This is a genomic window from Tessaracoccus sp. MC1756, from assembly GCF_014164735.1.
Classification (GTDB): domain Bacteria; phylum Actinomycetota; class Actinomycetes; order Propionibacteriales; family Propionibacteriaceae; genus Arachnia.
The window spans coordinates 571,550-596,640 of sequence record NZ_JACJFZ010000002.1; the positions used below are offsets into that span (position 1 = coordinate 571,550).

19 protein-coding genes are annotated in these 25,091 nt (G+C 68.2%); 10 read left to right on the forward strand and 9 right to left on the reverse strand.

Annotated features, from left to right (window positions below):
* Positions 1-4: 4 nt before the first annotated feature.
* Positions 5-1,009 carry a glycosyltransferase family 2 protein gene (locus H5393_RS08075; RefSeq protein ID WP_182766214.1) on the forward strand — a complete coding sequence of 335 codons (1,005 nt, stop codon included), beginning with the start codon at positions 5-7 and terminating at the stop codon, positions 1,007-1,009.
* Here the strand turns inward: H5393_RS08075 and H5393_RS14865 are convergent.
* Both H5393_RS14865 and H5393_RS08085 read right to left on the reverse strand, forming a co-directional pair.
* Entirely contained in the window at positions 1,002-2,303 is a 1,302-nt protein-coding gene (locus H5393_RS14865; RefSeq protein ID WP_182766215.1) for an ATP-binding protein, read from the reverse strand. The genes H5393_RS08075 and H5393_RS14865 overlap by 8 nt on opposite strands.
* The gene (locus tag H5393_RS08085) at positions 2,300-3,013 is read right to left on the reverse strand and encodes a LytTR family DNA-binding domain-containing protein (protein ID WP_182766216.1); all 714 of its coding nucleotides are present in this window, start codon (positions 3,011-3,013) and stop codon (positions 2,300-2,302) included. Before H5393_RS08085 ends, H5393_RS14865 begins: the two co-directional genes overlap by 4 nt.
* Before the next feature lie 87 nt (positions 3,014-3,100).
* Between H5393_RS08085 and glf the strand changes: the two genes are divergently transcribed.
* Positions 3,101-4,240 carry a UDP-galactopyranose mutase gene (gene glf, locus H5393_RS08090; RefSeq protein WP_182766217.1) on the forward strand — a complete coding sequence of 380 codons (1,140 nt, stop codon included), beginning with the start codon at positions 3,101-3,103 and terminating at the stop codon, positions 4,238-4,240.
* Between the two features lie 69 nt (positions 4,241-4,309).
* On the opposite strand, the gene H5393_RS08095 is transcribed toward glf, so the two are convergent.
* The 5 genes from H5393_RS08095 to H5393_RS08115 all read right to left on the reverse strand — a co-directional run bounded on the left by H5393_RS08095 (position 4,310) and on the right by H5393_RS08115 (position 13,067).
* Positions 4,310-7,267 (reverse strand): glycoside hydrolase family 3 N-terminal domain-containing protein, encoded by a 2,958-nt coding sequence (locus H5393_RS08095; RefSeq protein WP_220488264.1) that lies wholly within the window; start codon positions 7,265-7,267, stop codon positions 4,310-4,312.
* 47 nt (positions 7,268-7,314) lie between these two features.
* On the reverse strand, positions 7,315-7,725 hold the full coding sequence (locus H5393_RS08100; protein ID WP_182766218.1) for a hypothetical protein: 411 nt from the start codon (positions 7,723-7,725) through the stop codon (positions 7,315-7,317).
* Between the two features lie 99 nt (positions 7,726-7,824).
* Complete coding sequence (locus H5393_RS08105; RefSeq protein ID WP_220488265.1) at positions 7,825-10,269, reverse strand: glycoside hydrolase family 3 N-terminal domain-containing protein; 2,445 nt, start codon at positions 10,267-10,269, stop codon at positions 7,825-7,827.
* Between the two features lie 198 nt (positions 10,270-10,467).
* On the reverse strand, positions 10,468-11,727 hold the full coding sequence (locus H5393_RS08110; protein WP_182766219.1) for a hypothetical protein: 1,260 nt from the start codon (positions 11,725-11,727) through the stop codon (positions 10,468-10,470).
* Positions 11,728-11,747: 20 nt separating this feature from the next.
* Positions 11,748-13,067 (reverse strand): hypothetical protein, encoded by a 1,320-nt coding sequence (locus H5393_RS08115; RefSeq protein ID WP_182766220.1) that lies wholly within the window; start codon positions 13,065-13,067, stop codon positions 11,748-11,750.
* A gap of 127 nt (positions 13,068-13,194) precedes the next feature.
* Between H5393_RS08115 and H5393_RS08120 the strand changes: the two genes are divergently transcribed.
* Both H5393_RS08120 and H5393_RS08125 read left to right on the forward strand, forming a co-directional pair.
* On the forward strand, positions 13,195-13,758 hold the full coding sequence (locus tag H5393_RS08120) for a maleylpyruvate isomerase N-terminal domain-containing protein (RefSeq protein WP_182766221.1): 564 nt from the start codon (positions 13,195-13,197) through the stop codon (positions 13,756-13,758).
* A gap of 114 nt (positions 13,759-13,872) precedes the next feature.
* Complete coding sequence (locus H5393_RS08125) at positions 13,873-14,286, forward strand: CBS domain-containing protein (protein ID WP_182766222.1); 414 nt, start codon at positions 13,873-13,875, stop codon at positions 14,284-14,286.
* A 69-nt stretch (positions 14,287-14,355) separates the two neighbouring features.
* Here H5393_RS08125 and H5393_RS08130 read toward each other — a convergent pair whose 3' ends face one another.
* Both H5393_RS08130 and H5393_RS08135 read right to left on the reverse strand, forming a co-directional pair.
* The gene (locus tag H5393_RS08130) at positions 14,356-15,342 is read right to left on the reverse strand and encodes an acetylxylan esterase (protein WP_182766223.1); all 987 of its coding nucleotides are present in this window, start codon (positions 15,340-15,342) and stop codon (positions 14,356-14,358) included.
* Between the two features lie 4 nt (positions 15,343-15,346).
* Positions 15,347-17,644: a glycoside hydrolase family 3 N-terminal domain-containing protein gene (locus H5393_RS08135; RefSeq protein WP_255436363.1), complete on the reverse strand. Its 2,298-nt coding sequence runs from the start codon at positions 17,642-17,644 to the stop codon at positions 15,347-15,349.
* Positions 17,645-17,789: 145 nt separating this feature from the next.
* On the opposite strand from H5393_RS08135, the gene H5393_RS08140 reads away from it, so the two are divergent.
* The 6 genes from H5393_RS08140 to H5393_RS08165 all read left to right on the forward strand — a co-directional run bounded on the left by H5393_RS08140 (position 17,790) and on the right by H5393_RS08165 (position 24,743).
* A complete protein-coding gene (locus H5393_RS08140) occupies positions 17,790-19,100 on the forward strand; it encodes an ABC transporter substrate-binding protein (RefSeq protein ID WP_182766224.1) in 1,311 nt (436 codons plus the stop codon).
* Between the two features lie 14 nt (positions 19,101-19,114).
* Positions 19,115-20,110 carry a carbohydrate ABC transporter permease gene (locus tag H5393_RS08145; RefSeq protein WP_370585955.1) on the forward strand — a complete coding sequence of 332 codons (996 nt, stop codon included), beginning with the start codon at positions 19,115-19,117 and terminating at the stop codon, positions 20,108-20,110.
* A complete protein-coding gene (locus tag H5393_RS08150; protein ID WP_182766225.1) occupies positions 20,110-21,003 on the forward strand; it encodes a carbohydrate ABC transporter permease in 894 nt (297 codons plus the stop codon). Before H5393_RS08145 ends, H5393_RS08150 begins: the two co-directional genes overlap by 1 nt.
* Positions 21,004-21,045: 42 nt before the next feature.
* Positions 21,046-22,044 (forward strand): LacI family DNA-binding transcriptional regulator, encoded by a 999-nt coding sequence (locus tag H5393_RS08155; RefSeq protein WP_182766226.1) that lies wholly within the window; start codon positions 21,046-21,048, stop codon positions 22,042-22,044.
* A 345-nt stretch (positions 22,045-22,389) separates the two neighbouring features.
* Positions 22,390-23,307, forward strand: a complete 918-nt coding sequence (locus H5393_RS08160; RefSeq protein WP_182766227.1) for a type IV toxin-antitoxin system AbiEi family antitoxin domain-containing protein — start codon at positions 22,390-22,392, stop codon at positions 23,305-23,307.
* Between the two features lie 197 nt (positions 23,308-23,504).
* On the forward strand, positions 23,505-24,743 hold the full coding sequence (locus H5393_RS08165; RefSeq protein ID WP_182766228.1) for a prolyl oligopeptidase family serine peptidase: 1,239 nt from the start codon (positions 23,505-23,507) through the stop codon (positions 24,741-24,743).
* Positions 24,744-25,091 lie beyond the last annotated feature (348 nt).

The following is a 25,091-nucleotide window of genomic DNA, read 5'->3' on the forward strand; positions in this document are numbered from 1 at the left end:
GGCCGTGAAGACCCTGACCCTGGCCGTGCCGAGCTACAACTCGGCCGCCTACCTCCACCGCTGCATCGACTCCCTGATGCCGCTCGACGACGACCTCGAAGTCATCGTCGTCAACGACGGCTCCAGCGACGACACCTCGGCCATCGCCCACCGCTACGCGGAGGCGCACCCCGGGCAGGTGCGCGTGGTGGACAAGGCCAATGGCGGCCACGGGTCGGCGGTCAACGCCGGCTTGGACGCCGCCACGGGGCGCTACTTCCGGGTGGTGGACAGCGACGACTGGCTCGACCGCGAGGCGCTCACGGCGCTGCTCGGCGTGCTGCGCGGCCAGGACCGGCTGGACCTCGTCGTGACGAACTTCGTGTATGAGAAGGAGGGCCGCACACACCGGCACGCCATGCGCTACCGCTCCACACTCCCCACCGGGCGCGAGTTCGGTTGGGACGAGGTGGGCCGCTTCCGCGCCGACCAGGGGATGCTGATGCACGCGCTGACCTACCGCACGGCGGTGCTGCGCAACTCCGGCATGCGCCTGCCGGAGCACACCTTCTATGTGGACAATCTCTACGCCTTCCTCCCCCTGCCCTACGTGCAGCGGCTGTTCTACCTGGACGTGGACCTGTACCGCTACCACATCGGCCGCGCCGACCAGTCGGTCAACGAGGCCGTCATGCTGAAGCGCCTGGACCAGCAGCTGCGCGTCAACCGCCTGATGATCGGCGCGCTACCGTCGCCCGGTTCGACGCCGAAGGCCCTGCACCGCTACCAGGTGCACTACCTGGGGCTGGTGTGCGCCGTCTCCTCGATCATGCTGATCCGGGCCGGCGGGCCGGAGCAGTTGCAGCAGAAGCGCGAGCTGTGGCGCGACCTTCGGGCCGCCCACGCGCCGGCGCACCGACAGCTACGACGCAGCAGCATGGGCCAGTTGGTCAACCTGCCCGGCCGCACCGGACGCAGCGTCTCGGTGCTTGCCTACCGAGTGGCCCAGTCGGTCGTCGGGTTCAACTGAGCGGGAGTAGCACCGTCAGGGTGAACCAGTTGTCGCGGCCGACGAAGGTCGCCTCGCCACCGTACTTCTCCGCCGCCTGCCTGATGCTCTTCAGGCCCAGCCCGTGCGTGCCGCCGACCTTCCGGGTGGCGAGTTCGCCCTCCTCGTAGCGCAGCTCGCCGTCGAAGTAGTTCTCGAACTTCAGCACGACGAAGCGGGCCTGGTTGAACACGGCCACCCGGATCAGTCGCTGCTCCGGGTCCGGCAGGCGCAACACCGACTCGATGGCGTTGTCCAGCGCGTTGCCGCAGATGCTGGCCAGGTCCATCACGTCGACGAAACCCAGGGCGCCGCCGTCAGCCACGGCCGTGAAGTTGATGCCCCTGGATCGGCAGTAGCGGGCCTTGGAGGTCAGCACCGTGTCCAGCACCGGGTTACCGGTGTCGAACGCGGCACCGAACTCGTTGAGCGACTCCTCCAGCGCGTCGAGGTGCTTGCCCCGCTGCTCCGGGTCCCGCTCGGACCGGATCACGGCCAGGTGGTGCTTGAGGTCGTGCGAAGCGCGGCTGACCAGCTCGATGTCGCGCTTGGCCGCCAGGTACTGGTCGTGTTGGGTGCGCAGGATGGCGTCCATGGCAGCCACCTCCAGGTCCGCACGCTGCTTGCGCAGCTGCTCATGCTGGGCGTACAGCGCGATGTAGCCGGCCAGGTCCACCAGCGTGCGGATGTAGAAGACCTCGAGGGAGATTTCGCCGCTGAAGGGAGTGTTGGGGGTCACGAAACTGAGGTTGCTCAGGCCGAAGGTGCCCACCGCCATGGCGATGGCGATCGCCAGCAGCCGCGACCCGACGGCGGGCGCCGCCCCGTCGAAATGCCGCCGCTCCAGCACGTGCGCCACCCCGAAGGCGGCGGCATACAGCGCCAGCAGCACCAGCGTCGGGAACAATGCGGTGACCCCTGGCTCCGGATGGAAGTAGAAGGCGTGGATCTGCCACTCCAGCGACGCGACCAACTCCGCCAGGACGAACGCGCGGGCGGTCACGTAACCGGCGTCGCGGGCGTTGACCGTGGTGGCGATACCGACGAAGGCGAGCATGCACGCCGCCGCCAGCCCCATCCCGAGCGTCCACAGGTACTGCGGCAGCGTGCCGGCGAACAGCTGTACACCGACCAGGAGCCCCAGGCCCCCGGCCAGGGCGGCCACCGTGCCGGCCACGCCCCACCGTCGGGGCAGGACGAGGATGTAGACGACGCAGGCCAGCCACTCCGCCAGCCCCGTGAACTCCCGCGGGATGTTGGGCAGGATCTCGGTCACGCGGGGTTCCCGCCGAAGTAGGCGGACAGCGCCTCGAGGAACGGCTTCTTGCGCGCGCGGCTGACGGGTAGCGAGATGCCGCCGGTGTGCTTGGATTCGCTGCCGCTGAACCCCTCCACGTGCCGCAGGTTCACCAGTAGGAAGCTGTTGGAGCGGTAGAAGCCGCGCGGCTCGAGTTGGGCGGCCATCTCCTTGAGGGTGCCGATCATCGACAGCTTCTCGTCCACCATGTGGAAGACGAGCCGGTGCTTGATGCTCTCGATGTAGATGACGTCAGCCAGGTTCACGCGCAGCATCTCGCCGCCGACGCTGAGCATGATGTGCTCGTCGCGGGCCTTGTCGAGACGCTCCAGCGACCTCTTCAACTCCTGCGAGAACGCGAAGTACGGCACGGGCTTCAACAGGTAGCTCAGGGCGTCCACCTCGTAGCCCTTGATGGCGAACTGCGCCATGTTCGTGACGAAGATCAGGATCACGCCCGGGTCCACCTCGCGGATCAGGCGGGCGGTGGCGAAGCCGTCCAGGTTGTCCATCTGGACGTCGAGGAAGATGATGTCGAACCGGGGGCGGTAGGAGGCGGTCAGTTCCGAGCCGTCGGCGAACTCCTCCACCTTGAACTGGACGCCGCTCTCGAACTCGTAGCGCGCCAGGTAGCTCTGGAGGAGGTGGCGGCTCTCCGGCTGGTCGTCGACGACGCCGATCGTGATCATCAATCCCCTCCTCGCTTGCCCTTACATTACCAATCTGGCCCCTGCCCACGCTGGTAGCCTTACCCGGAGCGGAAGCCGGGAGGAATCATGGATCTGTTGGTCGTGGGGTCCGGTCTCTTCGGGCTGACCATCGCGGAGCGGGCCGCCACCGAACTGGGCCTGCAGGTGACCGTCGTGGAGTCCCGCAGCCACATCGGGGGCAACGCCTGGAGCACGGTCGACGAGGCCACGGGCATCGAGGAGCACCGCTACGGCGCCCATATCTTCCACACCTCCAATGACAACGTGTGGGGCTACGTCAACCGGTTCACCCGGTTCACTCCCTACGAGCATCGGGTCTACGCCCGTCACCGCGGCGAGGTGTTCCCGCTGCCCATCAACCTCGGCACCATCAACCAGTTCTTCCGTCGCGGTATGAGCCCCGACGAGGCTCGCGTTCTCATCGCGGAGCAGGCAGCTGAGCTGGGCGGGCACGAACCGGGCAACCTCGAGGAGAAGGCGATCTCACTGATCGGCCGGCCCCTGTACGAGGCGTTCATCCGCGGCTACACGGCCAAGCAGTGGCAGACAGACCCGCGCGAACTCGCGTCGGGCATCATCACCCGGCTTCCGGTGCGCTTCACCTACGACAACCGCTACTTCAACGACACCTACCAGGGCATGCCCCGCGACGGCTACGCCGCCTGGCTGCAGCGCATGGCGGACCACCCCCGGATCGACATCCTGGTGGGCGTGGATTTCCTCGAGCCCGGGCATGAATTCAGCCGCGGCTCCGCCGTCGGCCAGGTGCCGGTGGTCTACACCGGCCCGCTGGACCGCTACTTCGAGCACCGCTACGGGGCCCTCGGCTGGCGCACGCTGGATTTCGACCGTCGCGTGCTCGACGTCGACGACCATCAGGGCACCGCAGTCATCAACGAGTGCGACGAGGACGTCCCCTACACGCGCACGCTGGAGTTCAAGCACTTCCACCCCGAGCGCACCCACCGTGGCGGCACCGTCGTCGTGCGGGAGTTCTCCCGCTTCGCGCAGGCCGCCGACGAGCCGTTCTACCCCGTCAACACCTCCGAGGACCGGGCCGTCCTGGAGCAGTACCGGCAGGCGGCCTCCGAGGAACCACGGGTGTTGTTCGGCGGGCGGCTGGGCACCTACCAGTACCTCGACATGCACATGGCCATCGGCTCGGCGCTCAGCCGCTTCGACAGCGTCGTGCGCGCCTGGTTCTGACGCCGGACACACAGCTGCGGGGCCCGCTCGGAAGCGGGCCCCGCAGTTGTCGTCAACCGTCGGTGTGGGTCAGGCTGCGCTGACCTCACCGGAGTGCCTGCGCACCCGGCGCCACACCAGGAACGCGCCCAGCAGGACCAGGGCGCCCAGCACGGCGGTGACCGCGTACTGGATGTAGACCCAGGTGGGGGGCGTGTAGTCCACCGTCGCGCCCGGGGCCAGCCCGTTCATCGCGTTGGAGTTGGCCACCGTGAACAGGATGTTGTGGGTGGCGTTGCGGATGTCCGTGACGGCCTTCGCCGACGTCGTGTCCACGAAGGACTTCGACGGCTGGAACGTCAGCGTCAGGTCCGTGCCCGCGCTGATGCTCTGGTTGGGGTTCATGTACGGGTACAGGTTGAAGTCCGAGATCGCGAAGCCCTGGAAGCCCCATTCGTTCCGCAGCACGTTGGTCATCAGCGCCTCGGAGCCGCCGGCCCACGTGGAGCCGATGCGGTTGAAGGAGCTCATGATGCCCGCCGCGCCGATGGTGGTGTCGGTGCGGGTGCCATCGGCACCCGAAATGTAGGACACGTCCATCGAGATGTTCTTGACGGCCATCTCGAAGGGCTTGAGGTACAGCTCGCGGATCGTCTGCTCGGTCGCCCAGGTGGCGATGCCGTTGTTGACGCGGTTGGTCTCCTGCTCGTTGAGCGCGAAGTGCTTGAGCATCGTGTAGACGCCCTTCTCGGCGACACCGTTGGCGACGGACGTCAGCAGCGCACCCGACAGCAGTGGGTCTTCCGAGTAGTACTCGAAGTTGCGGCCGCCGAACGGCGAGCGGTGCAGGTTGGCCGCCGGGGCGTACCAGCCGTTGATTCCCTTGTGGAGCGCCTCGTTGCCGAGCATGCGGCCCATCTCGGTGCCCAGGTCGACGTCCCACGTCTGCGCGATGAGGAACTGGGACGGGTAGGCAACGCCGTTGATGGACGAGTTGATGAACGACGAGAAGCCCGCGGGGCCGTCCGGCTCCAGGGTCTGCGGCTTGGCGATCGAGCCGATGCCTGCGGTCTGGTAGGCGCCGTTGAGCAGCAGGTCGGACATCTCGGAGACCGTCAGCGAATCCAGCAGTTCGGCCCACTGGGGATCGTCCTTGGCCAGGCCGCGCATGTCGATGAGGGTCAGGTCCGATCCCTTGCCGGTGGCAGGCTTGTCGCCGTCGAACTCGTCGGCCGCAGCCTCGTGGTCCCACGGTGCGAAGCCCGCAACGATGGCGTCGCCGGCCGCGTACTGGTCCTCCGACGGGGCGGTCGGGAAGGTGCCCGCGAAGTCCGCGCGAGACAGGGACACGACCTTGCCGTCCTGCGGCTCGGCGGCGAACTGCTCCGAGACGCCGTCGAACTGGTTGCTGACCTCGGTGAGGTCCGTGGAGCGGTGGTTGTCGCCGGAGTACACCACGGTCTCGTCCACGGTGTAGGCGATGGGCTCCACGCCGTCGGCGACGCTGTGCGAGTCGGTGCGCAGGCTGATCTCGTAGTCGCCGGCCTCCAGGACGTAGGCGCGGTTCTCCAGATGGTCGTAGGACGCCATGTCCTCGACGGCGAGCTCGAGCGTGAGGGTCTCCGAGGCGCCCGGCTCGATCATGTCCGTCTTGGCGAAGGCGCCGAGGACGACCTCTGCCTTCTCGATGCCGCCCGGCGTGTAGGGCGCCGAGTAGTACAGCTCGACGACGTCGCGGCCGGCGACGGCACCGGTGTTGGTGACCTCCACCTCCACCGAGATGGCGCCGTCCACGGCACCCACCTCGGAGGACACGACGCGCCAGGCGAAGTCGGTGTAGCTGAGGCCGTGGCCGAACGGGTAGACCACCGCGTCGTCGTAGTCGATGAAACCCTCAGCGGCCGCCGTTTCGTAGTAGCGGTAGCCGATGTAGATGCCCTCCGCGTAGTTCACGAACGGGGCGTCTGAGGTCAGCGTCGCGTTGGAGGTGGCGCGCTCCACCGCCGAGACGGGGAAGGAGGCTTCGATGTTGTTGTAGATGAAGTTGCCGAAGTTCACGTAGGTGGGGTCCTTCGTGAAGTCGGCTGCCCAGACGTCGGCGGTGCGGCCCGAGGGGTTCACGTCGCCGGCGAGGATGCCACCGAGCGCGGAGAATCCGCTGGCGCCAGGCGAGCCGGCCAGCAGGATGGCGTCGACCCCGGCGTCGTCCTGGAGGTCGCCCAGTTCCATGGTGGTGGATGCGTTGACGACGACCACCACGGTGTCGAACGACGACTTCGCGAGCTCGATGAGGTCGCGCTCGTCCTGGTTCAGTTCCAGCTGGTGCTGACCATCGACGGCGTTCTCGTCCCAGCCGGCCATGTCACGGGTGAGGTCGCCGCCCTCGCCGCCGGGGCGGCCGATGAAGACGATGCCCGCATCCGCGAAGTCCTGGAACGAGCCCTGGAGGGCCTCGTACTGTGCGACGGGGAGCTCACCGATGGTGTAGCTGGAGGCCTCGGGGTTGTCCATCTCGATGTGGCCCCGACGGTTCTCGGCGGCGAACGCCTCGATGGCCGTGTAGACCTCTTCGTTGATCTCGAACCCGGCGCCCTCGAGCCCGCCGCGGGCGGTCACCGCGGAGCGGGTGTCGACGGAGCCGGAGCCGGCGCCGCCGAAGACGGGGTCCGCGGCCGCGCGGCCCAACATGGTGACCCGCCGGGCCGAGGCGAGCGGCAGGGCCGCGCCATCGTTCTTGGCGAGCACGATGCCGCCTGCGGCGATCTCCTCGACGAGTTCCTTGGCCGCCGCGTCGACGTCATCGATGGTGGCGAAATCGGCCGTGTAGTACTCGGTGTCCCACCCCTCGGATTCCTCCGAGTTGGTGAAGGTGTAGGTACCAGAACCGAGCTGGGAGGCGACCCAGCCGCCGCCGACCACGAGCGCCACGTTGGCGGCGATGATCAGGGCGGTCACCGTCACGAGGACGGGGACCCAGATCCACAGGAACCTCTTGTTCGGCATTGGCGCCTTCCGGCGATCAGAGACCTTCTTCGGTCTGGCGTTCACTACTTGTCTCCTTCGAGCACAGGTTCAATGATGAGGTGTGGGGGCGGTTACTCGGAAACTTCGGAGATTTCGCCGTCCTGGTCGATCTGCCAGGTCTTGTCGTCAGCGGCGGAATCGGCTTCGATGGTGAACTTGCCGTCCTTGATCTCGATGGTTCCCTGCACGCGGGAGGTCTTCTCCGAGTAGCTGTAGGGCATCACGAGCAGGCCGTACTTCACGGTGGGGGCGTCGACGTCGCTGGCCAGCATGACCTGGTTCCAGTCGTCGTCCTCCAGCGCCTCGAGCACGGCCTGACGGGCGTTCTCCAGGTCTTCGGCCACGTCCACCTCGCTGGCGGCGGGAGCGCTGGCGGCGGGGGCGGCGGCGTCGTCCCCGGCGGAGCAGGCGGTGACGCCCAGGGCGCCGGTCAGCGCGATCAGCAGGCCGAGTCCGGTGGTCAGAATCTTGTTGGTCTTCACTTCTTGTTCCTTGTCGTCTGTGGCTCCGGGCGGGTCCCGGTGCCGGGAACGGGTGGCGGGCCGAAGGGGATCGGCCCGCCACCCGGGCGGTGGGGTGGATCAGCCGGCGATGGGGCCGGCGTAGTTCAGGCCGAAGCCGTAGTCGTAGACGTTGCCGTTGGCGTCGGTGTAGGGCGTCATGTCCTTGGCGACGTCCTCGAACTGCTTCTCGACGGTGTCCATGTCCGCCGGGAACTGGATCGGCAGGCGACCCTGGGGCTCGTAGAGGCCGAGCACGACCTCGATGAGCGCCTGGTCACTGGTGCCGAAGCCGACGACGATGGCATCGGATTTCGCCTCGAACTCGGCTGGGATGACCGGGTTGGCCGCCTTGAGCACGGTCACGACGGGGATGTCCTTGCCGCTGGCTTCGACGGCCGCGACGGCCCGCTCCAACGAATCCAGGTCAGCCTCGTTGGAGATGCGCGAGGTGTTGCCGAAGTACGAGCGGTTCTGCTTGGTGCCGTCCTCGAGCAGGTCGCCCGAGATCGACACCTTGCGGACGTTCTCGCCGTCGGCGGTGTAGGGACGGTACTGCAAGGACAGCGGGTACCACTCGCCGGTCGCGGCGTCGAAGCCCGAGTTGCCGAACACGGCGCCGGCCACGGGGCTGTCCATGCCGACGAGCACGAGGTCGACATCGCTCAGGTCTGGCGCGGTGTAGCCGACGACCTTTCCGTCGGCATCCTTCTCCACCTCGTCGGTGACGACCTTGGCGAAGTACTTGGCAGCGACGTCGAGGTCCATGGTCGGGCCCTCGGTGTAGGCCGGCTCGCCGAAGATGCTCGCCGTACCGACGTCGTAGGACTGGGGGATGTACACGGTCTTGTCGGACCACTGTGCGGCCTCGGCCGCGGCGATGGTGCCGTCGTCGTTCTTCAGCATGACCACCGAATCGAGCTGGGCGGCGTAGCCGGCCTCCACCTTGTCCTCGCTCGCCAGGGTCTCGGTCGACTGCTCGGGGTCGAGGAAGGCGCTCTCGTAGAGGCCGGGGTTGAAGAACATGGTGAGGATGCGGGAGCCGGACTCCTGGAAGCGGGTCTCCGCGTCCATCTCGAGCTCGCCGGCCTCGAACTTCTGCTGCCACAGGTCAGCGGCCTCGAGCAGGAAGGTGGCGTCGTTCACGCCGCCGAACATGTCGTGGCCGGTGCCCAGCACCTCGACGTAGCGCTCCGCCGGGGTGAGCTCCTCCGCGCCCCACGCGGTGCCGATGAAGGCGCCCTCGTCCTTGGCCCCCGTCATGACGCCCCAGTCGGTGACGATGACGCCCTGGTAGGAGTTGTCCTCCCGGAGGATCGCCATGCGGCTGGCGTCGTACGCCGTGCCCATGCGGTCCTCGAACAGCGGCTCGCCGTCGGCGTCCAGCGCGATCGAGTAGGCCGTCATGACTGCGGCGGAGTCGAGCGCGCCCTGGAAGACCGAGACGTGCTCGGCCAGGTTGTCGCCCGGGTAGACGCCGTACTTGCCGGCGTCGGTGTGGGCCTCGCGGCCCCCCTCGCCCGGCCCGTCGCCGGCGAAGTGCTTGATCATGGCGTTGACGGACTCCGTCCCCCAAGCGTCTTCGCCCCCGGTGCCCTGGAAGCCGTCGACGTAGGCGGCGGCCAGTTCGGCCGCCTGGGCGGCGTCCTCACCGAAGGTGCCGCCGACGCGCAGCCAACGGGGTTCGGTGGCGAGGTCGATCTGGGGGCTCAGCGCGGTGGAGATGCCCAGCGCGCGGTATTCAGCAGAGGCCATCTCACCGAAGTTCTGGGTGTGCTCCGCGTTGAACGTTGCCGCCAGGCCCAAGTTGGAGGGCCAGCGGGAGATGTCGGCGCCATCGGCGTTGTAGCCGCCGGAGCCCGCGGTAGACCGCGGGTCGGAAGCGAAGTTGACCGGCACGTAGGGGGTGCCCTCCGCGGACAAGGTCTCGACGAACGCCTGCATCTCGTTGACCCACGGCACGGTGACCTTGGCGTCGCTGCCGGCCGCGTTGAGGACGGCGCGCAAGTTGGACTCGGACAGGTAGGTCTTCTGTGCGTCGGTGAGGCCGTCCGCGGGGGTGCGCTCGTGCGAGCTGAACAGCATGAGGCCGGCGATCTGCTCGATCGTCATCTGGCCGGCGAGGTCGGCGGCGCGTTCGGTGGCGTCGACCCGCCAGTCCTCCCACGTGTCCAGCTCACCGTTGGCGTTCATGTCCTTGAACGCGTACGTCGCACCCTCGATCTCTTCCTCGAGCAGGGTGACGCCGCTCTCGGCGCCGTACGACAGGGTGGGGCCGTCACCAGGGTTGTCGACGACCTTGAAGGTGGTGGTGCCGTCGGTGACCTCACGCTCTGTGTAATCGCCGGTGGTGGTCTCGCTGACCGATTGCGCAGCCGAAGGTGTCGGGGACTGGGTCCCCTGCTGCGCCGGGGCTGCGGTGCAACCCGAAAGAGCCATGGCCGCGACGCCGGCGAAAGCCAGGACACGCACGGCGGAGCGCTTCATCGGATGCCCCCCTGCACCCTCACGCTGAAGTACCTTCATCTATTTCTCCTCGTCGAGTGGGACGCGGCCGGACGGCCGCGTGTTACCGCGAGAAACTCAATCAGCCGTCCGGATAGGCGCTCGCCGCCTGAGCACAACCTGTCGGTCTGTGCGCACAATCGGCCGGGAGGGGGTCCCAAAAGAGCCGGAGCGGCAGCCATCAGGCTGCCGCTCCGGGTGTCGTCGATCCGAGGTGGATCAGGTGAACTGCACGATGTTGTTGAAGAGCCACTTGTCCACGACGCGGTAGGTGGTTGCCCCGGCCGACACCGGCTCGGCCACCTTCGCCATCGCGTACGCGCGGCAACCGTTACGGCCCGAGGTGGCGGTGTCGCACTCGACGCGCCACTTGCGGCCGTCCGTGGCGGTCCACTCGCCCCGGTAACCGACGGTGCCGTTGCCGCCCACCGGGTTGCCCTTCCACAGCGCACGCGGCGACGGCTTGTACGTCAGGTTGTTGAACGCCCACCCGTCGAGCCGATTGAACTGGCCCGCCTGGTAGAGGATCTGGGTGGCCCAGATCTCCGTGCGGCACCGCTCCGTGGCCGAGTACGCCTCGCACGTCGTGCGCCACTTGCGGCCGTTGAGGTCCCACGTGCCGGGGGTGGTGTAGACGTTGAACAGCTTGCTGTCCATGGCGAGCTGCCAGTCCATGAACTGTTGCGGCGTGCCGACCGGAGTGAGACCCGTCTGGCCATGCGTCACGTTGACCACCCGCATCTCGTAGCGACCCGAGATGAGCCCCACGGGCAGTTGCCCGCGGAGCTTCGTGATGCCGGCCCCGGCGCCCTGGACGGGCCCGTTGACGTCGAGCGGGACCCACTTCGTGCCCTGCTTGAGCTGCACGCTGTAGCGACCGGAGCTCGACGCGTTGTAGAGCAGGCGCGTGAACGCGCCGTCCTTCGTGGGCACCGCCTCGAAGCCGCGGTCCCGGGGTCGCTTGCTCACCAGGGAGACGCGGTCCATCCCGGCATACCGGTCCGCCGAGTTGAGCACCATGCCTCGCACGGGCCGCCAGTCGCTGGGCTGCACCGCCACCGTCGCCTGCGAGGTGTACTCGCCGGGCAGCGCGCGCGTCTTGATGCTGGCCCGCGCGACGCCGACGGTGTCGGACGCCTTGACCTTCTTGGGGGTGACCATGACGGGGTCCGAGAGGGGGGCGAACATCACCCGGTTGTCGGCGTCGCGCACCTCGTAGACGATCGCGCTCAGCGAGACGGTCACGTTGGGGACGCCGCGCACCGAAACGTGCAGCGTCACCCCCTCTTCGGGGCTCGTCGTCAGGAACTGGGAATCGATCGCGATCGAGCAGGTGGAGCCGTCGGTGGGGACGCGCCCGCACAGCTTGATGGTCTCCTCCCCCGCCGTCGCCTGCGCCGCCGGCGAGGCGACAGCCAGGCCCGTGACGGCCAGTGCCGCGGCAACGGCCCCGGCAAACCAGGCTTTCGTGGACTTCATGGGCGTCGTTCCGGCGCTCATCAGTTGAACTGGACGATGTTGTTGAACAGCCACTTGTCCACGACGCGGTAGGTGGTTGCCCCGGCCGACACCGGCTCCGCGACCTTCGCCATCGCGTACGCGCGGCAACCGTTGCGACCCGAGGTGGCCGTGTCGCACTCGACGCGCCACTTGCGGCCGTCCGCCGCCGTCCACTGACCCGTGTACCCCACCGTGCCGTTACCGCCCACCAGGTTGCCCTTCCACAGCGCACGCGGCGACGGCTTGTACGTCAGGTTGTTGAACGCCCACCCGTCGAGCCGGTTGAACTGGCCCGCCTGGTAGAGGATCTGGGTGGCCCAGATCTCCGTGCGACACCGCTCCGTGGCCGAGTACGCCTCGCAGGAGGTCTTCCACTTGCGGCCGTTGTAGTCCCACACGCCGGGGGTGGTGTAGACGTTGAAGCCGGGATCGGTGGGCTTCGGAGGGGTGGCGTTCAGGGTCCACGTGAAGTAGGCGAACTCTGCGTCGGGCGTGAGGTCCGTGAGGTTCCTGGTGATGTTGACGATCCGGGTGCGGTACTTGCCGGTGGGGAGATCCGCCGGCACCTTGGCCTGGATGGACGCGGTGCCGAGGTCGCCGACGGTGGCTGGGCCACGGTTGTCGATGGTGACCCACTTGCCACTGCGCAGCATCTGGACCGAGTAGCGCTGGCCGGGGATGGCGGCGTCGACCCGACGGTGGAAGATGTCGGTGAAGGTCTCCTCGTGGAAGCCGATGTCGCGGCCGCGGGCCGAGAGCACCTGCGTGATGCTCACCTTCGTGGCGTCGGTGGCGCCGCTGTCTGCGGGCACGAGGCCCAGGGTGGGGGTCCAGTCCGCGGTCTGGACGATGACCTCGCCACCGTTGTAGCCGGTGGGGATCTGGCCGATCGTGACCTCGACGCGCACCTGGCCGTAGCCGTCGCCCGACGGGCCGGTGGGTGTGGCGGAGACACTGTTGGAGATGGCGACCGCGGCGAGCTTGCCGTCCGCCGTCCGCTTGGCGGCATAGGCCCGCACCTGCACGGCGCGGTTTTTCTGGCCGAGCACGTTGATGCGCATGGGTGCGCCTTCACGATAGGCGCCGGCCCCGTAGGCGATCGGGGTGGAGATGCCGCAGCGCGTCGCGTAGCAGAGCACCTCGCTCATCGGGCTGAGTGGGAGCGCGAGCGCGTACGATGTGGTCCTGGCGCCGTCGAGCGCCGAGGCCACCGCCACCGGCTGGGTCGAGCCGTCGGCCTGAGCCTGCGGCGCGTAGACGGCTGCGCCCCCCAGGGCCAGCACCGCAGCTGCTGCGGCGCCGAGAAACTTCTTCACCATGGATCTTCCCTCTCGTTAGCGGATCCGAGGGCATTCTGTCTGGGTCCGGGGTCACCTGGGGCGCCCTGTCCAGACTGTCCACGGGCCGACGCCCAGCTTTCGCCGTTTCAACCTCTAGGCTCATCGCATGACCAATCAGATCGCCGAACAGCACTCCGCTCTCGCCGGCAAGCTCGCCGCCATCGCGGCCAACGTCACCGACTGGGACGCACCCACCCCCGTGCAGGAATGGCGCGCCCGCGACGTGCTGGCCCACCTCATGGGCTGGCTCCCCGGCATGCTCAACGGAGCCGGAGTGGAACTCCCCACTGTGGAGGTCGGGGACGACGTGCTCGCCGCATGGTGGAAGCACACCGCCAACGTGCAGGCCCTCGTGGAGGACGACGAGCAGGTGGCCCGCGTCATCGACGTCGGCCAGGGCGACCAGACGCTCGGCCAGGTGCTCGAGCAGTTCTACCTCGCAGACCTGTTCATGCACCGCTGGGACCTGGCGAAGGCCTCCGGCCAGGACGCCGAATGGGAGCCCGAGGTGGTGGCCGGGATGGTCGAGGGCATGGCGCCCATCGCCGAGGCGCTGGGCGCTTCGGGCGAGTTCGGCACCCCCGTCGTGCTGGACGAGTCGCACACTCCTGAGGAGCGTCTCGTGGCGCTGATCGGGCGCGATCCGAACTGGGCGCCCATCGTTCACTGAGCCCACACGCTGGGTCCCTTCTCACCCATTGGTGTCCTTCCCACCCGGGCGCTGCTGTGACAGGGTGGAAAGACGGCTGGCCGACGGCCGGCTCAACCCATCGGGAGGTAAGCGATGACTACCGCACGAGAACTCATGACCTCACCCGCCCAGTGCCTGGCGCCGGACGACACCCTCGTTGACGCCGCCAAGCAGCTGGCCCAGCACGATGTCGGCTCCATGCCGGTGTTGGAGAACGGCCGCCTGGTCGGCGTGCTGACAGACCGCGACATCGTGGTCAACGGCATCGCCAAGGGCGTCGACCCGGCGTCGTGCAGCGTCCGCGACGTCGCCACCAGGGACGTGGTGTGCGTCGACGTGGACGACGACGCCTCCGTCGTGGCCAAGGTGTTGGCAGACAACCAGATCCGCCGCGTCCCCGTCCTCGACGGCGACGAGGTGGTGGGCATCGTCGCGCAGGCCGATGTCGCCGTTCAGATGGACGTGTCCACCGTGGGTGAGACCGTGGGGGCGATCTCCGAGGAGTGACCTTGGCTGTCTCGAGTGCGGCCCCATCCGGTGTCCACCGGATGGGGCCGCTCTGCGTTCAGGGAGGGGTCAGCGACTCAGCCCAGCCAGCCACCGGTGGATGCGCTCCACCTGGTACCCGCCGCCGCCCTCGTGGCCGTTGAACGGGTACACCTCGATGGACTTCTCGCCCGCGTAGTGGTGGTAGGCGGCGTACACCGTCGACGGCGGGGTGATCTGGTCCATCAGCGCCACCGAGAACAGCCCAGGCGACTCCGCCCGCGCGGCCATCGACATCATGTCGAAGTACGACAGCGTGCGCATCACCTGCTCGGCCCGCTGCGGGTAGGCCGCCAGGTAGTCGGCGACCTCCTTGTACGGGTAGGCGTCGGTCAGCCCGATGGCCCGGCGGAAGTGCGACATGAACGGCACGTCGGCCGCGCACCCGGCGATCCGCACGCCCCGGTGCCGAGCCAACCCGGCCACCGCCAGCGCCATGGCGCCGCCCTGGCTGCCGCCGGTGATGAACAACCGGTCGGCATCCACCCGCTCGTGGCCGGCGGCGGCCTCGGCCAACCGCACGGCGTCGACGAACAGGCGCCGGTAGTAGTAGCCCTCCGGGTCCAGGACGCCGGCGGTCATGAAGCCGGGCACGCTGCCCGATGTGCGCAGCCCCGGGTCTTCGCTGCCCGGCTTCGGGCTGCCGTTGCGCCATCCCTGACCGCGCGCGTCGATCACGAACTGCGCGTACCCTCCGACGGCGAAGTGGATGTTCTCGAACGGCATGCCGCGGCCCATGGAGTACCCGGTGTACTGCACGACGGCGGGCAGCGGCCCCTCGATGCCCCGGGGCAGCGCTAGCCACCCGTAGACGCGGTGGCCGTCGAAGCCGAGCCAGCTCACCTCGAACGCGTCCAGTACAGCGAGGTGCGTCTCGACGGGTTCGCAGGTGAAGTCGAGCGGGCCGGAGCCGTGCTCCTCGAACGTGCGGGCCCAGAACTGGTCGAAATCGGCGGGCTCGTCGAGTTCCGGCGCGTAGGTGGCCAGCTCGGCGGGAGTGAGGTCGAAGAATGCCATGGGATCAGCCTACGGAGATCGACGGGACCAGGACACGACCCTCGCCCACTTCGCGCACCGCGCCTGTGAGGGTGAAGGCGCCGACGAGCGGCGTGTCCTCGCTGCTCGCGCCCACCTTGACCTCCATGGCGCCGGGCTCGACGATGCGGGTCTTGGCCAGCCCCGTGAAGCTCATCAGATCCGCGTGCAGGCCGAACGTGACCGTCCGCGACTCCCCCGCCTCCAGCGGGACCTTCGCATAGGCGACCAACTGCTTCAGCGGGCGCACCACCTGGCCGGTGAGGTCCGAGAGGTACACCTGGACGACCTCGGCGCCCGCCCTGTCGCCGGTGTTGGCGACGGTGGCGGTGACGGTGAGCTCGCCGTCGACGGGCACCTCGCTGGCGGAGAGCTGGAGATCGGAGATCTCGAAGGACGTGTAGGAGCTGCCGTGGCCGAACGGGAACAGCGGCCGCGGGTCCAGGTTGGACACGCCGTCGGAGAACCAGCCCAGCGGGGGCGCGATGTAGGTGCCGGGCTGGCCGCCCGGATGGTTCGGGATGCCGACGGGCAGCTTGCCGGTGGGATTCACGCGGCCGGACAGCACCCCTGCCATCGCCATGCCGCCCTCGGCGCCGGGCATGAAGGCCTGGACGATGGCGGCCGCCCGGTCCGCGAACGCGCCGAGCGAGTAGGGACGACCCGAGACCACGAGCAGCACCGTCGGGGTGCCGGTGGCGAGGACGGCCTCGACGAGGTCGGCCTGGGCGCCGGGCAGGCGGAGGTCGACGGCGTCGCAGCCCTCGCCGGAGGTGCCGTGGCCGAACATGCCGGCCTTGTCGCCGACGGCCACGACGGCGACCTCGGCGTTCCTGGCGGCCTCCACCGCGGCGGCGATCCCGGAGGTGTCGGGCTCGAGGATGGGCACGCCCCGCTCGACGGCGACCTCAGCCCCCGCGAACTCCGCGCGCACGGCGTCGGCCAACGACAGCATGTCCAGTCCCATCTCCATGTCGGGATGGCGCTGCATGACGTGGTTCGGGAAGGAGTAGCAGCCGAGGAAGGTCAGCGCGTCGTCGGCGGTGGGGCCGACCAACGCGATGCTCTTCGCCTGGAGCGGCAGCAGGTTCTGGTCGTTGGCGAGCAGCACGATGGATTCTTCCGCCACGCGGCGGGCGATGTCGCGGTTGCGCCGGCTGTCAAGGTCGACGGCAGCGCCGGCCGTGGCCGGGTCCCAGCCCTCGTCGAGCAGACCCAGCTGGATCTTCTGGCGCAACACGCGGCGGGCGGCCTGGCGGATCTCCGATTCGGTGAGGATGCCGCGCTCGACGGCTTCCTCGAGGTGCCCGAACGCGCCGGTCTCGGGTAGTTCCACGTCCATGCCCGCGTGCAGGCTGAGCGCGCCGGCCTCGGTCAGGTCGTCGACGACGCGGTGCATCGCCTGGAGGAAGCTCACGGACCAGTAGTCGGACACGACGGTGCCCTCGAAGCCCCAGCGTTCGCGCAGCACGTGCGTCAGCAGGTGGCGGCTGGCGGCGGCGGGCACCCCGTCGAGGTCCGAGTAGGAGTTCATCACGCTGGCCACCTTGCCCTCGCGGACCGCCATCTCGAACGGGGGCAGCAGGATGTCCTCGATCTCGCGCGTGCCGATGCTGACCGGCGCGTGGTTGCGGCCGGCCCGGGAGGCGGAGTAGCCCACGAAGTGCTTGAGCGTGGCGAGGACGCCCGCGCCCTGCAAGCCCTTCACATAGGCGGTGCCGACGGTGCCGACCAGCATCGGGTCTTCGCCGATGGTCTCCTCGACGCGGCCCCAGCGGTAGTCGCGCACCACGTCGAGCAGCGGCGACAGGCCCTGATGGACGCCGAGCGCGGCCATGTCCTGCCCGATGGCCGAGGCCATCTCCTCGATGAGCGCCGGGTCGAACGTCGCGCCCCACGCGATGGCCGCGGGGTAGACGGTGGCCCGCCACGCGGTGAGCCCGGTCAGGCACTCCTCGTGGGCGATGGCGGGGATGTTGAAGCGGGAGTGCTCGACGACCCGCCTCTGGAAGCTGGCCAGGTTGCCGACCCCCTCCTCCGCAGTGACGGGCGCGCTGCCGAACACGCGGGTGAGGTGGCCCAGGCCGTCGCGGCTGACCTCCTCGAACTCGCCGCTCGACATCACAGACTCCATGGGGGCCACCTCGCCGCCGCTTTCCGCGCGCTCCTTGGGCCGGGGCCAGAAGGCGCCGAGCTGGCCGGCCATCTCGGCGAGCGTCATCTCGTCGAGCAGGGCGTCCACCCGCTCGTCAAGGGGGTGTTCGGTGTTTGCCCAGGGGTTCATGTGCTGCTCCATCGTCATCGAGTGAGTGAGTCGGTTACGAAAACGTTACCGAAAACGTTTGACATCGTGCACTTAGCTTGCCAGGATTAGTCTCACGGCACAACTAAATGCCATCAAAGTCAATGCTGACTGGGAGGAACCACACATGAAGAAGGCCCTCATCGGAACCGCGATCGCGGCTCTCCTGCTGAGCGCGTGCGGCGGCGGGGCAACTGAGCCCGGCGAGACCACAGCGCCCAGCGATGCGGCAAGCTCAGCTGCGGGCGGCGAACCCGTCACCCTGAGCTTCTGGCACAACTCCACCACAGGCCCCGGTAAGGCCTACTGGGAGGACACCACTGCGGCATTCACCGCGGAGAACCCCAACGTCACCTTCGAGATCCAGGTGATCCAGAACGAAGACATGGACGGACGCCTGCAGACGGCGCTCAACTCCGGCGACGCGCCCGACATCTTCATGGCGCGTGGCGGCGGCAAGCTGGCCGACATGGTCGAGGCCCAGCAGATCATGGACATCACCGACGCCATCTCCGACGAGACCAAGGAGGCTTACGGCGACGCGATCGTCAACACCTTCAACGTGGACGGCAAGATCTACGGCCTTCCCACCTCGCTCCTGCCCGGCGGCATCTACTACTCGAAGGACCTCTTCGAGGCGGCCGGCATCGAGGGCACGCCCGAGAACATGGACGAGCTGAACGACGCCGTCGCCAAGCTCAAGGAATCGGGCGTCGAGCCCATCGCGCTGGGCGGCAAGGACGCCTGGCCGGCAGCTCACTGGTACTACTTCTTCGTGCTGCGCCAGTGCAGCGAGGACACCATCAACAAGGCCGCAGAACTCGACTTCTCCGACCAGTGCTGGCTCGACGCGGGCAAGGAACTGCAGAAGTTCGCCGACACCGAGCCGTTCAACCAGGGCTTCCTCACCACCTCCGCCCAGCAGGGCGCGGGTAGCTCCGCCGGCCTCGTCGCCAACCACCTGGCCGGTATGGAACTGATGGGCGCCTGGAACCCCGGCGTCATCGCCTCCCTCACCCCCGATGAGAAGCCGCTGCCTGACCTCGGCTGGTTCCCCTTCCCGGCCGTCGAGGGCGGCGAAGGTGACCCGACGGCGATGATGGGCGGCGCCGACGGCTACGCCTGCCACATCGACTCCCCGGCCGAGTGCGCCGACTTCCTGGACTTCTACGCCAGCAAGGCGAACCAGGAGGCCTACGCCAAGGCGTTCAACACCCTTCCTGCCAACGGCGAGGCGGCAGACGCGGTGGAGGACCCCGCGCTGAAGGACATCCTCGGCGCCTACTCCAACGCGGCCTACATGACGGTCTGGCTTGACACCCTGCTGGGCCAGAACGTCGGCAACGCGCTCAACGCCGGCGTCGTCAACATGCTCGCCGGCCAGGGCACGCCTGAGGACATCGTGTCCGCAGTCGAGTCCGCCGCCGCCAAGGGCTGACACGGAGGCCGGTCGTGACTGACACCACCACCACTACTGCTCGGGTCGGCGCCTCCACGGCGCCGGCCCGGGCCGGCCGGCCGCGCCGAGCACGGGCTGACTGGCTCAAGCGCGCGGAGATCATGCTCCTCGCGGGCCCTGCGATCGTGATGTTCGTAGGCTTCGTCATCTTCCCCGTGGTCATGGCGGCCTACTACGGCTTCTTCCGCTGGCGCGGCTTCGGCCCGCCCACCGAGTTCATCGGGCTGCAGAATTACGTCACCATCTTCACCGACGGTCTCTTCCTCTCCGCGGTGCAGCACAACGGGTTCATCGTGCTCGCGTCCCTCGTCATGCAGGGGCCAATCGCGATCGGATTCGCCCTCCTACTCAACCAACAGGTACGGGGCCGCTCCCTCATCCGGGTGCTGATCTTCGTCCCCTACGTCATCGCCGAAGTCATCGTCGGCACCGGGTGGTCCCTGATGCTGCAGAGCACCGGCGCCATCAACGACTTCCTCGGCAAGATCGGCCTGGACGCTCTCCAGCAGGACTGGATCGCGAACCCGAAGATCGCGATCTGGACCCTGATGGTCATCATCTCCTGGAAGTACATCGGCTTCGCGGTGATCCTCATGCTCGCGGGTATGCAGGGCATCCCCGATGAGCTGTACGAGGCCGCCGCCGTCGACGGGGCGTCCTACTGGCAGATCCAGCGCGCCATCACGCTGCCGCTGCTCGGCCCCACCATCCGCATCTGGGCGTTCCTGTCGATCATCGGCTCGCTGCAGCTGTTCGACCTCGTCTACATCATCTGGGGTCAGTACGTGGCAGACACCGCGGGCACCTCGACGATGGCCACCTACATGGTCCGCGAGGGCCGCCTCGCCGGTAACTACGGCTACGGCAACGCCGTCGCCGTCGTCATCTTCCTGATCTCGCTGGTCATCGCTCTGACCTATCAGCGCTTCGTGCTGCGCCGCGACACCGAGGGCGCCCTCACGGAGAAGCCCGGAAAGGACAAGAACTGATGTCCCAGGCCGCCCTCACCCAACGTAGCCGGGCCGCTCGCCGCCCCTATGGTGGCAAGAAGCAGAGCAAGTCCAGCGTCCCCTGGGGTAGCCCCAGCCTCTACATGCTCGCCACGGTGTTGATCGCGCTGTGCATCGGGCCGGTGCTGTACATCATCCTCGGCGGTTTCCGCAGCAACGCGCAGATCACGACGAATCCGTCCGGCCTGCCGAATCCGTGGATCCTGCAGAACTACACCGACGTGCTGACCTCCAGCACCTTCTGGATCCAGTTCGGCAACTCGACGATCTCCGCCACCCTGACGACGGTGGGCTGCGTCGCTCTCGCCCTGGCCGCGAGCTACGTCATCGCGCGCTACCAGTTCCGGGGCCGCAACGCCCTGTTCTCGCTGTTCGCCGCCGGCCTGATGTTCCCGCTGACGGTCGCCATCACGCCCCTGTACATCCTGATCCGGACCCTGGGTCTCACCGACAGCCTGGCAGGCATCATCCTGCCGCAGATCGCGTTCGCGCTGCCCGTCACCGTCATCATCCTGGTGCCGTTCCTGCGTGCCATCCCCAAGGAGATCGAAGAGGCAGCGATGATCGACGGCTCCGGCCGCGTGGGCTTCTTCTTCCGCATGGTGCTGCCGCTGTCACTGCCGGGGGTCATCACCACGGGCATCCTGGCGTTCATCGGGGCGTGGAACCAGTACATGCTGCCGCTGTTCATCCTGAGTTCCCCGGAGAAGTACACGCTTCCCCTGGGAGTGCAGGCCTTCGCCTCGCAGTACTCCGTCAACACTGCGGCGGTGCTGGCCTTCACGTCGCTGTCCATGCTCCCCGCACTGCTGTTCTTCAGCATCTTCGAGCGCCGGATCGTCGGTGGTCTCAGCGGCGCCGTCAAGGGCTGATGAGGCTGACATGCACGTAGACGGTCGGCGGAGGGAGGGTTCATGCGTCGAGTGACGATCACTGATGTCGCCCGCGCTGCGGGCGTGTCGGTATCGACGATCTCGAAGGTCATGAACGGGCGCGACGGCATCGCCGCAGAAACCCAGCAGCGCGTGCAGCAGGTCATCGATGAGCTCGGCTACGTCGGCAACATCGGTGCCCAGTCGCTGCGCGCCCGCCGCACGGGGGTCGTCGGGGTGCTGGTGAGCCAGTTCGAGCCCTACTCCGCCGAGATCCTCAAGGGTGTGGGCGCCGCGGCCGAGGGCACTGATCTCGAGATCATGGCCTGGGCCGGCGCCTCCCACAACCCGCACGCCCCCACCGGCTGGGAACAGAAGCTGCTCGGCCGCCTGGCCGGCAGCCTGATCGACGGCGCCATCATCGTGACGCCCAGCGTCGAGGCGACCTCCGGGACCTTCCCGGTGGTCGCCGTGGACCCGCAGCGGCTGGACCTCACCCGGCCCGCCGTCTCGGTCAACGACGAGGGCGGCACGCGGTCCGCCGTCAACCACCTGCTGGAACTGGGGCACCGCCGGATCGGCTACCTCGGTGGTCGCGACGACCTGGCCTCCGCCGTCTCACGCGAGGCCGGACTGCGCAACGCCATGGCGGCCGCCCAGTTGCCCCTCGACGAGCGGCACGTGCTGGCCGGCGACTACACCGCCGTCGGCGCTGCCGGACCCGCCGCACAGCTGCTCGACGACCCTGACCGCCCGACGGCGATCGTCGCGGCCAACGACGTGTCGGCGCTGCAGGTGATCGCAGCGGCCCACGCTCGCGGCCTGAGGGTCCCCGAGGACCTGTCCGTGGTGGGCTTCGACGACGTGCCCGAAGCCGCGAGGCAGGGTCTGACCACCGTCGCCCAGCCGTTGCAGGCGATCGGCGCGATGGCGTTGAGCATGCTGCTCGACCTGCTGGCCGGGCGCGAGATGACAGACCCGCACCGTCAGCTCCCGACGCAACTCATCCTGCGGGGCACCACCGCTGTGGTCGCCTCCTGACGCGAGACTGGCCGCCCGTCAGCGACCGGGCGATCCCACTCGGCCTGAGTCCGGCAGGCGACTGCAGGTCACTGCTGGCTTTGGCCCCGTCCTTGGACACAAACCCAGCACTGGCGTCGACCGCTCGGCCTCAGTGCTGGGTTTAGCGCCATAGACAGACTCAAACTCAGCGGCGAACTCCGACGACGACCTGAGGTCGTCTGCCAGCCTCAGGCCACACAGGGTGTTGTCCAACCCGCGCCAAGTGTTGTCCCAGAGGGCCTTCGTGTTGTCAGTTGCCCCTTCGGTGTTGTCCGTTGCCGCACTCCCCTCCCGGCCGCACCCCCACGAGCACAGACTGGCGCCGTGCGACATCGACAACATCTCTCTTCATCCCTCGAGAAACTGGCCGCGGACCAGGCCGGGGTGCTCAGCACGCGGCAACTCCTCGACGGCGGGCTGAGCCGCAAGGTCATCTCACGCATGGCGCAGGGCTGGCGGCCGGTGGCTCAAGGGCTGTACCTCCTCGGGGCGCCGTCGTTCACAGCGGCGGCCTGGGCGGGAATCCTCCGCGGAGGCAAGCAGGCGGCGATCGGCGGACGCGCGGCCGGTCACGTGTACGACATCGTGCGCGACGCTCCCACCGACGTGACCATCTGGGTCCCAACCGACCATAAGGATTTCTCCCTTGACGAGTGGCGCATCACCTTCCGCAGAGGCGAGCGCAGGCGGCTGTACACGCTGCCGCGGACGTCGGTTGAGGAGGTCCTCCTCGACATCGCCGACACTGGGGACGAGAACGAAACCGTCAGCGCCGTGGCCAGGGCACTGGCGAAGGACAAGACGACGACCCAGCGGATCAGCGAGGCTGTCGACGCCCGGTCGCGCGTCGGGCACCGCGCTCTCCTGACCCAACTCTGCACCGAAGCAGCCAAGGGCATCGAGAGCGCGTTGGAGTGGCGGTTCCACACCAACGTCCTGATCCCTCATGGCCTCCCCATCCCGGAGCGCCAGGTGCGCCGCGAGGCCGGACGTGTGGACGGGATCTACCGCGACTACAAGCTCATCCTCGAACTCGACGGGCTGGCCGACCACCAGGACGCCACGCGCGACATGGACCGAGACAACCTCAACGTCGTGCAGGACGACAGCCGGACCCTGCGCTACGGCTGGACCGGCGCGAACCAGGAAGCATGCGCCGCCGCCCGCCAGATGGCGACCGTCCTGCGGCGGGGCGGCTGGCCCGATCAGCTCCGTCGCGCACTGTGCTGCCGGGCATCCTGAGCTCTCCAGTGCTGGATTTGATGCCAAGCCCCCTGCCCTGCCGAGACCGATTGTGCCGCCGAGGCGTCCGATCATGCTGCGGCTTTCCGTCCTGCACCCCACGAGGCCGGGTAATGATCATGTCCGCCACGACCTCCACGACGAGGGCCCCGGCGGATGCGTTGGACAACCCCCAGCCCAGACGAAGGAGTCTCGGAATGATGCAACCCCTCACACGACGTGCGGTGCTCGGTTCGGCCGCAGCAATCCCAGCAGTGGCCGCCCTCCCGCAGGTGGCCTCGGCGTCCACCTCGGTGGGTTTCGACCTGAACGCGACCGTGCTCGACGGCGGCGAGCAGGTGACGTCGCTGACCATCCGGGCCGGCGCGCTCGGACAGTTCGACCCCACGAGCCTGACCCTCGAGACCTTCTCGGTGCGTGCACGGGCGGGGAGCCCGCTCCCGGCCTCCTCGAACCAGCTCACCCTCGGCACCTACGACGTCGAACGCGACGTGACCGGGGCCCGCATCGACAACCGGGGCAACATCACCCTCGAACTGGCAACCGCCGAGGGCGTTCCAGGGGGCGCCACCCTGGGCTACACGGTCCCGGCCGGGCGCAACGTCGAATTCAACCTGACCTACACGATCACGCAGAACGCCCCGCTCCGGCTGCGCAACCGGCGCCAGGTGACGATCGCCCGATTCGTCCAAGGTGAACTGATGAACCCCGAGGTGGACGCCTTCAGCTACGGCACCTCCGTCTCAGGGCTGAACTACCGTCTGTTCACCCCCCGGCACAACGGCCACGGCCAGGGCGGCAAGCACCCGCTGATCGTCTGGCTGCACGGAGGCGGCGAAGGCGGCATGGGCGCGCGCCAGACGAACGAGGCACAACTGCGCGGCAATCGTGGCGCAGTCGGTTTCGTCACGCCGGAGGCGCAGCAGATCTTCGGCGGCGCGTACGTCGTCGCCCCCCAGTCACCCAGCGCGTGGATGACCGACGGTGACGGTTTCGCGCCGCAGATCGCCGCGCTCGTCGACGAGTTGCTCGCGTCGAATCCCACGATCGACCCCCAGCGGGTGCACGTCCTGGGCTGCAGCAACGGCGGCTACATGTCGCTCAAGATGGCGGTCGAGTACCCGGAGACGTTCGCCTCCGTCGTCCCCATCTGTCCCGGTGCGACGCCCAACTTCTTCACTGACGCCGAGTTGCAGAGCGTGAGCTCAACCCCGACGTGGCTGGTGCACTCGAAGGACGACACCGTCCTACCGTGGGAGCCCAACACCGGGCGGGCGGCGGCGCTGATCGACGACGACATCGTCACTCTGTACGACACGGTGACATGGCAGGGCCACCAGTTCATGGGGCACTGGTCCTGGATCTACGTCGCCCGTAACGACCCGCAGCACAACGGTCAGCACATCTGGCAGTGGATGGCCCAGCTGCACCGCTGACCTACACACACCGGCCCGGGACGAGGGCCCGGCGGCTGACGGGTGTCAGTTCTGGGCCCTCCTGCGGGTTGAGCTCTGGAAGCCGAGGTTGCCTCCGGCTGCGCTGGGCAGGGCAGCCAGCGCGTGAGACCGCAGAGCCTGAGCCCGGCGGGCGGCTCTCGGCCGGCTGCCGAGTTTGATGCCGTCCTTGGGCATGAATTCAGCACTGGCGCTGGGCCCTTGGTTTGAGTGATGAGTTTCGCTCCATAGACGGGGTCAAACTCAGCAGTGAAGTGCGACGGAGTGCTGGGGTCGCCTGCCGAGTGTGGGGTGCGCCGGCCTCCGCGTTTGCTGCCTTGTCCAGCCTCA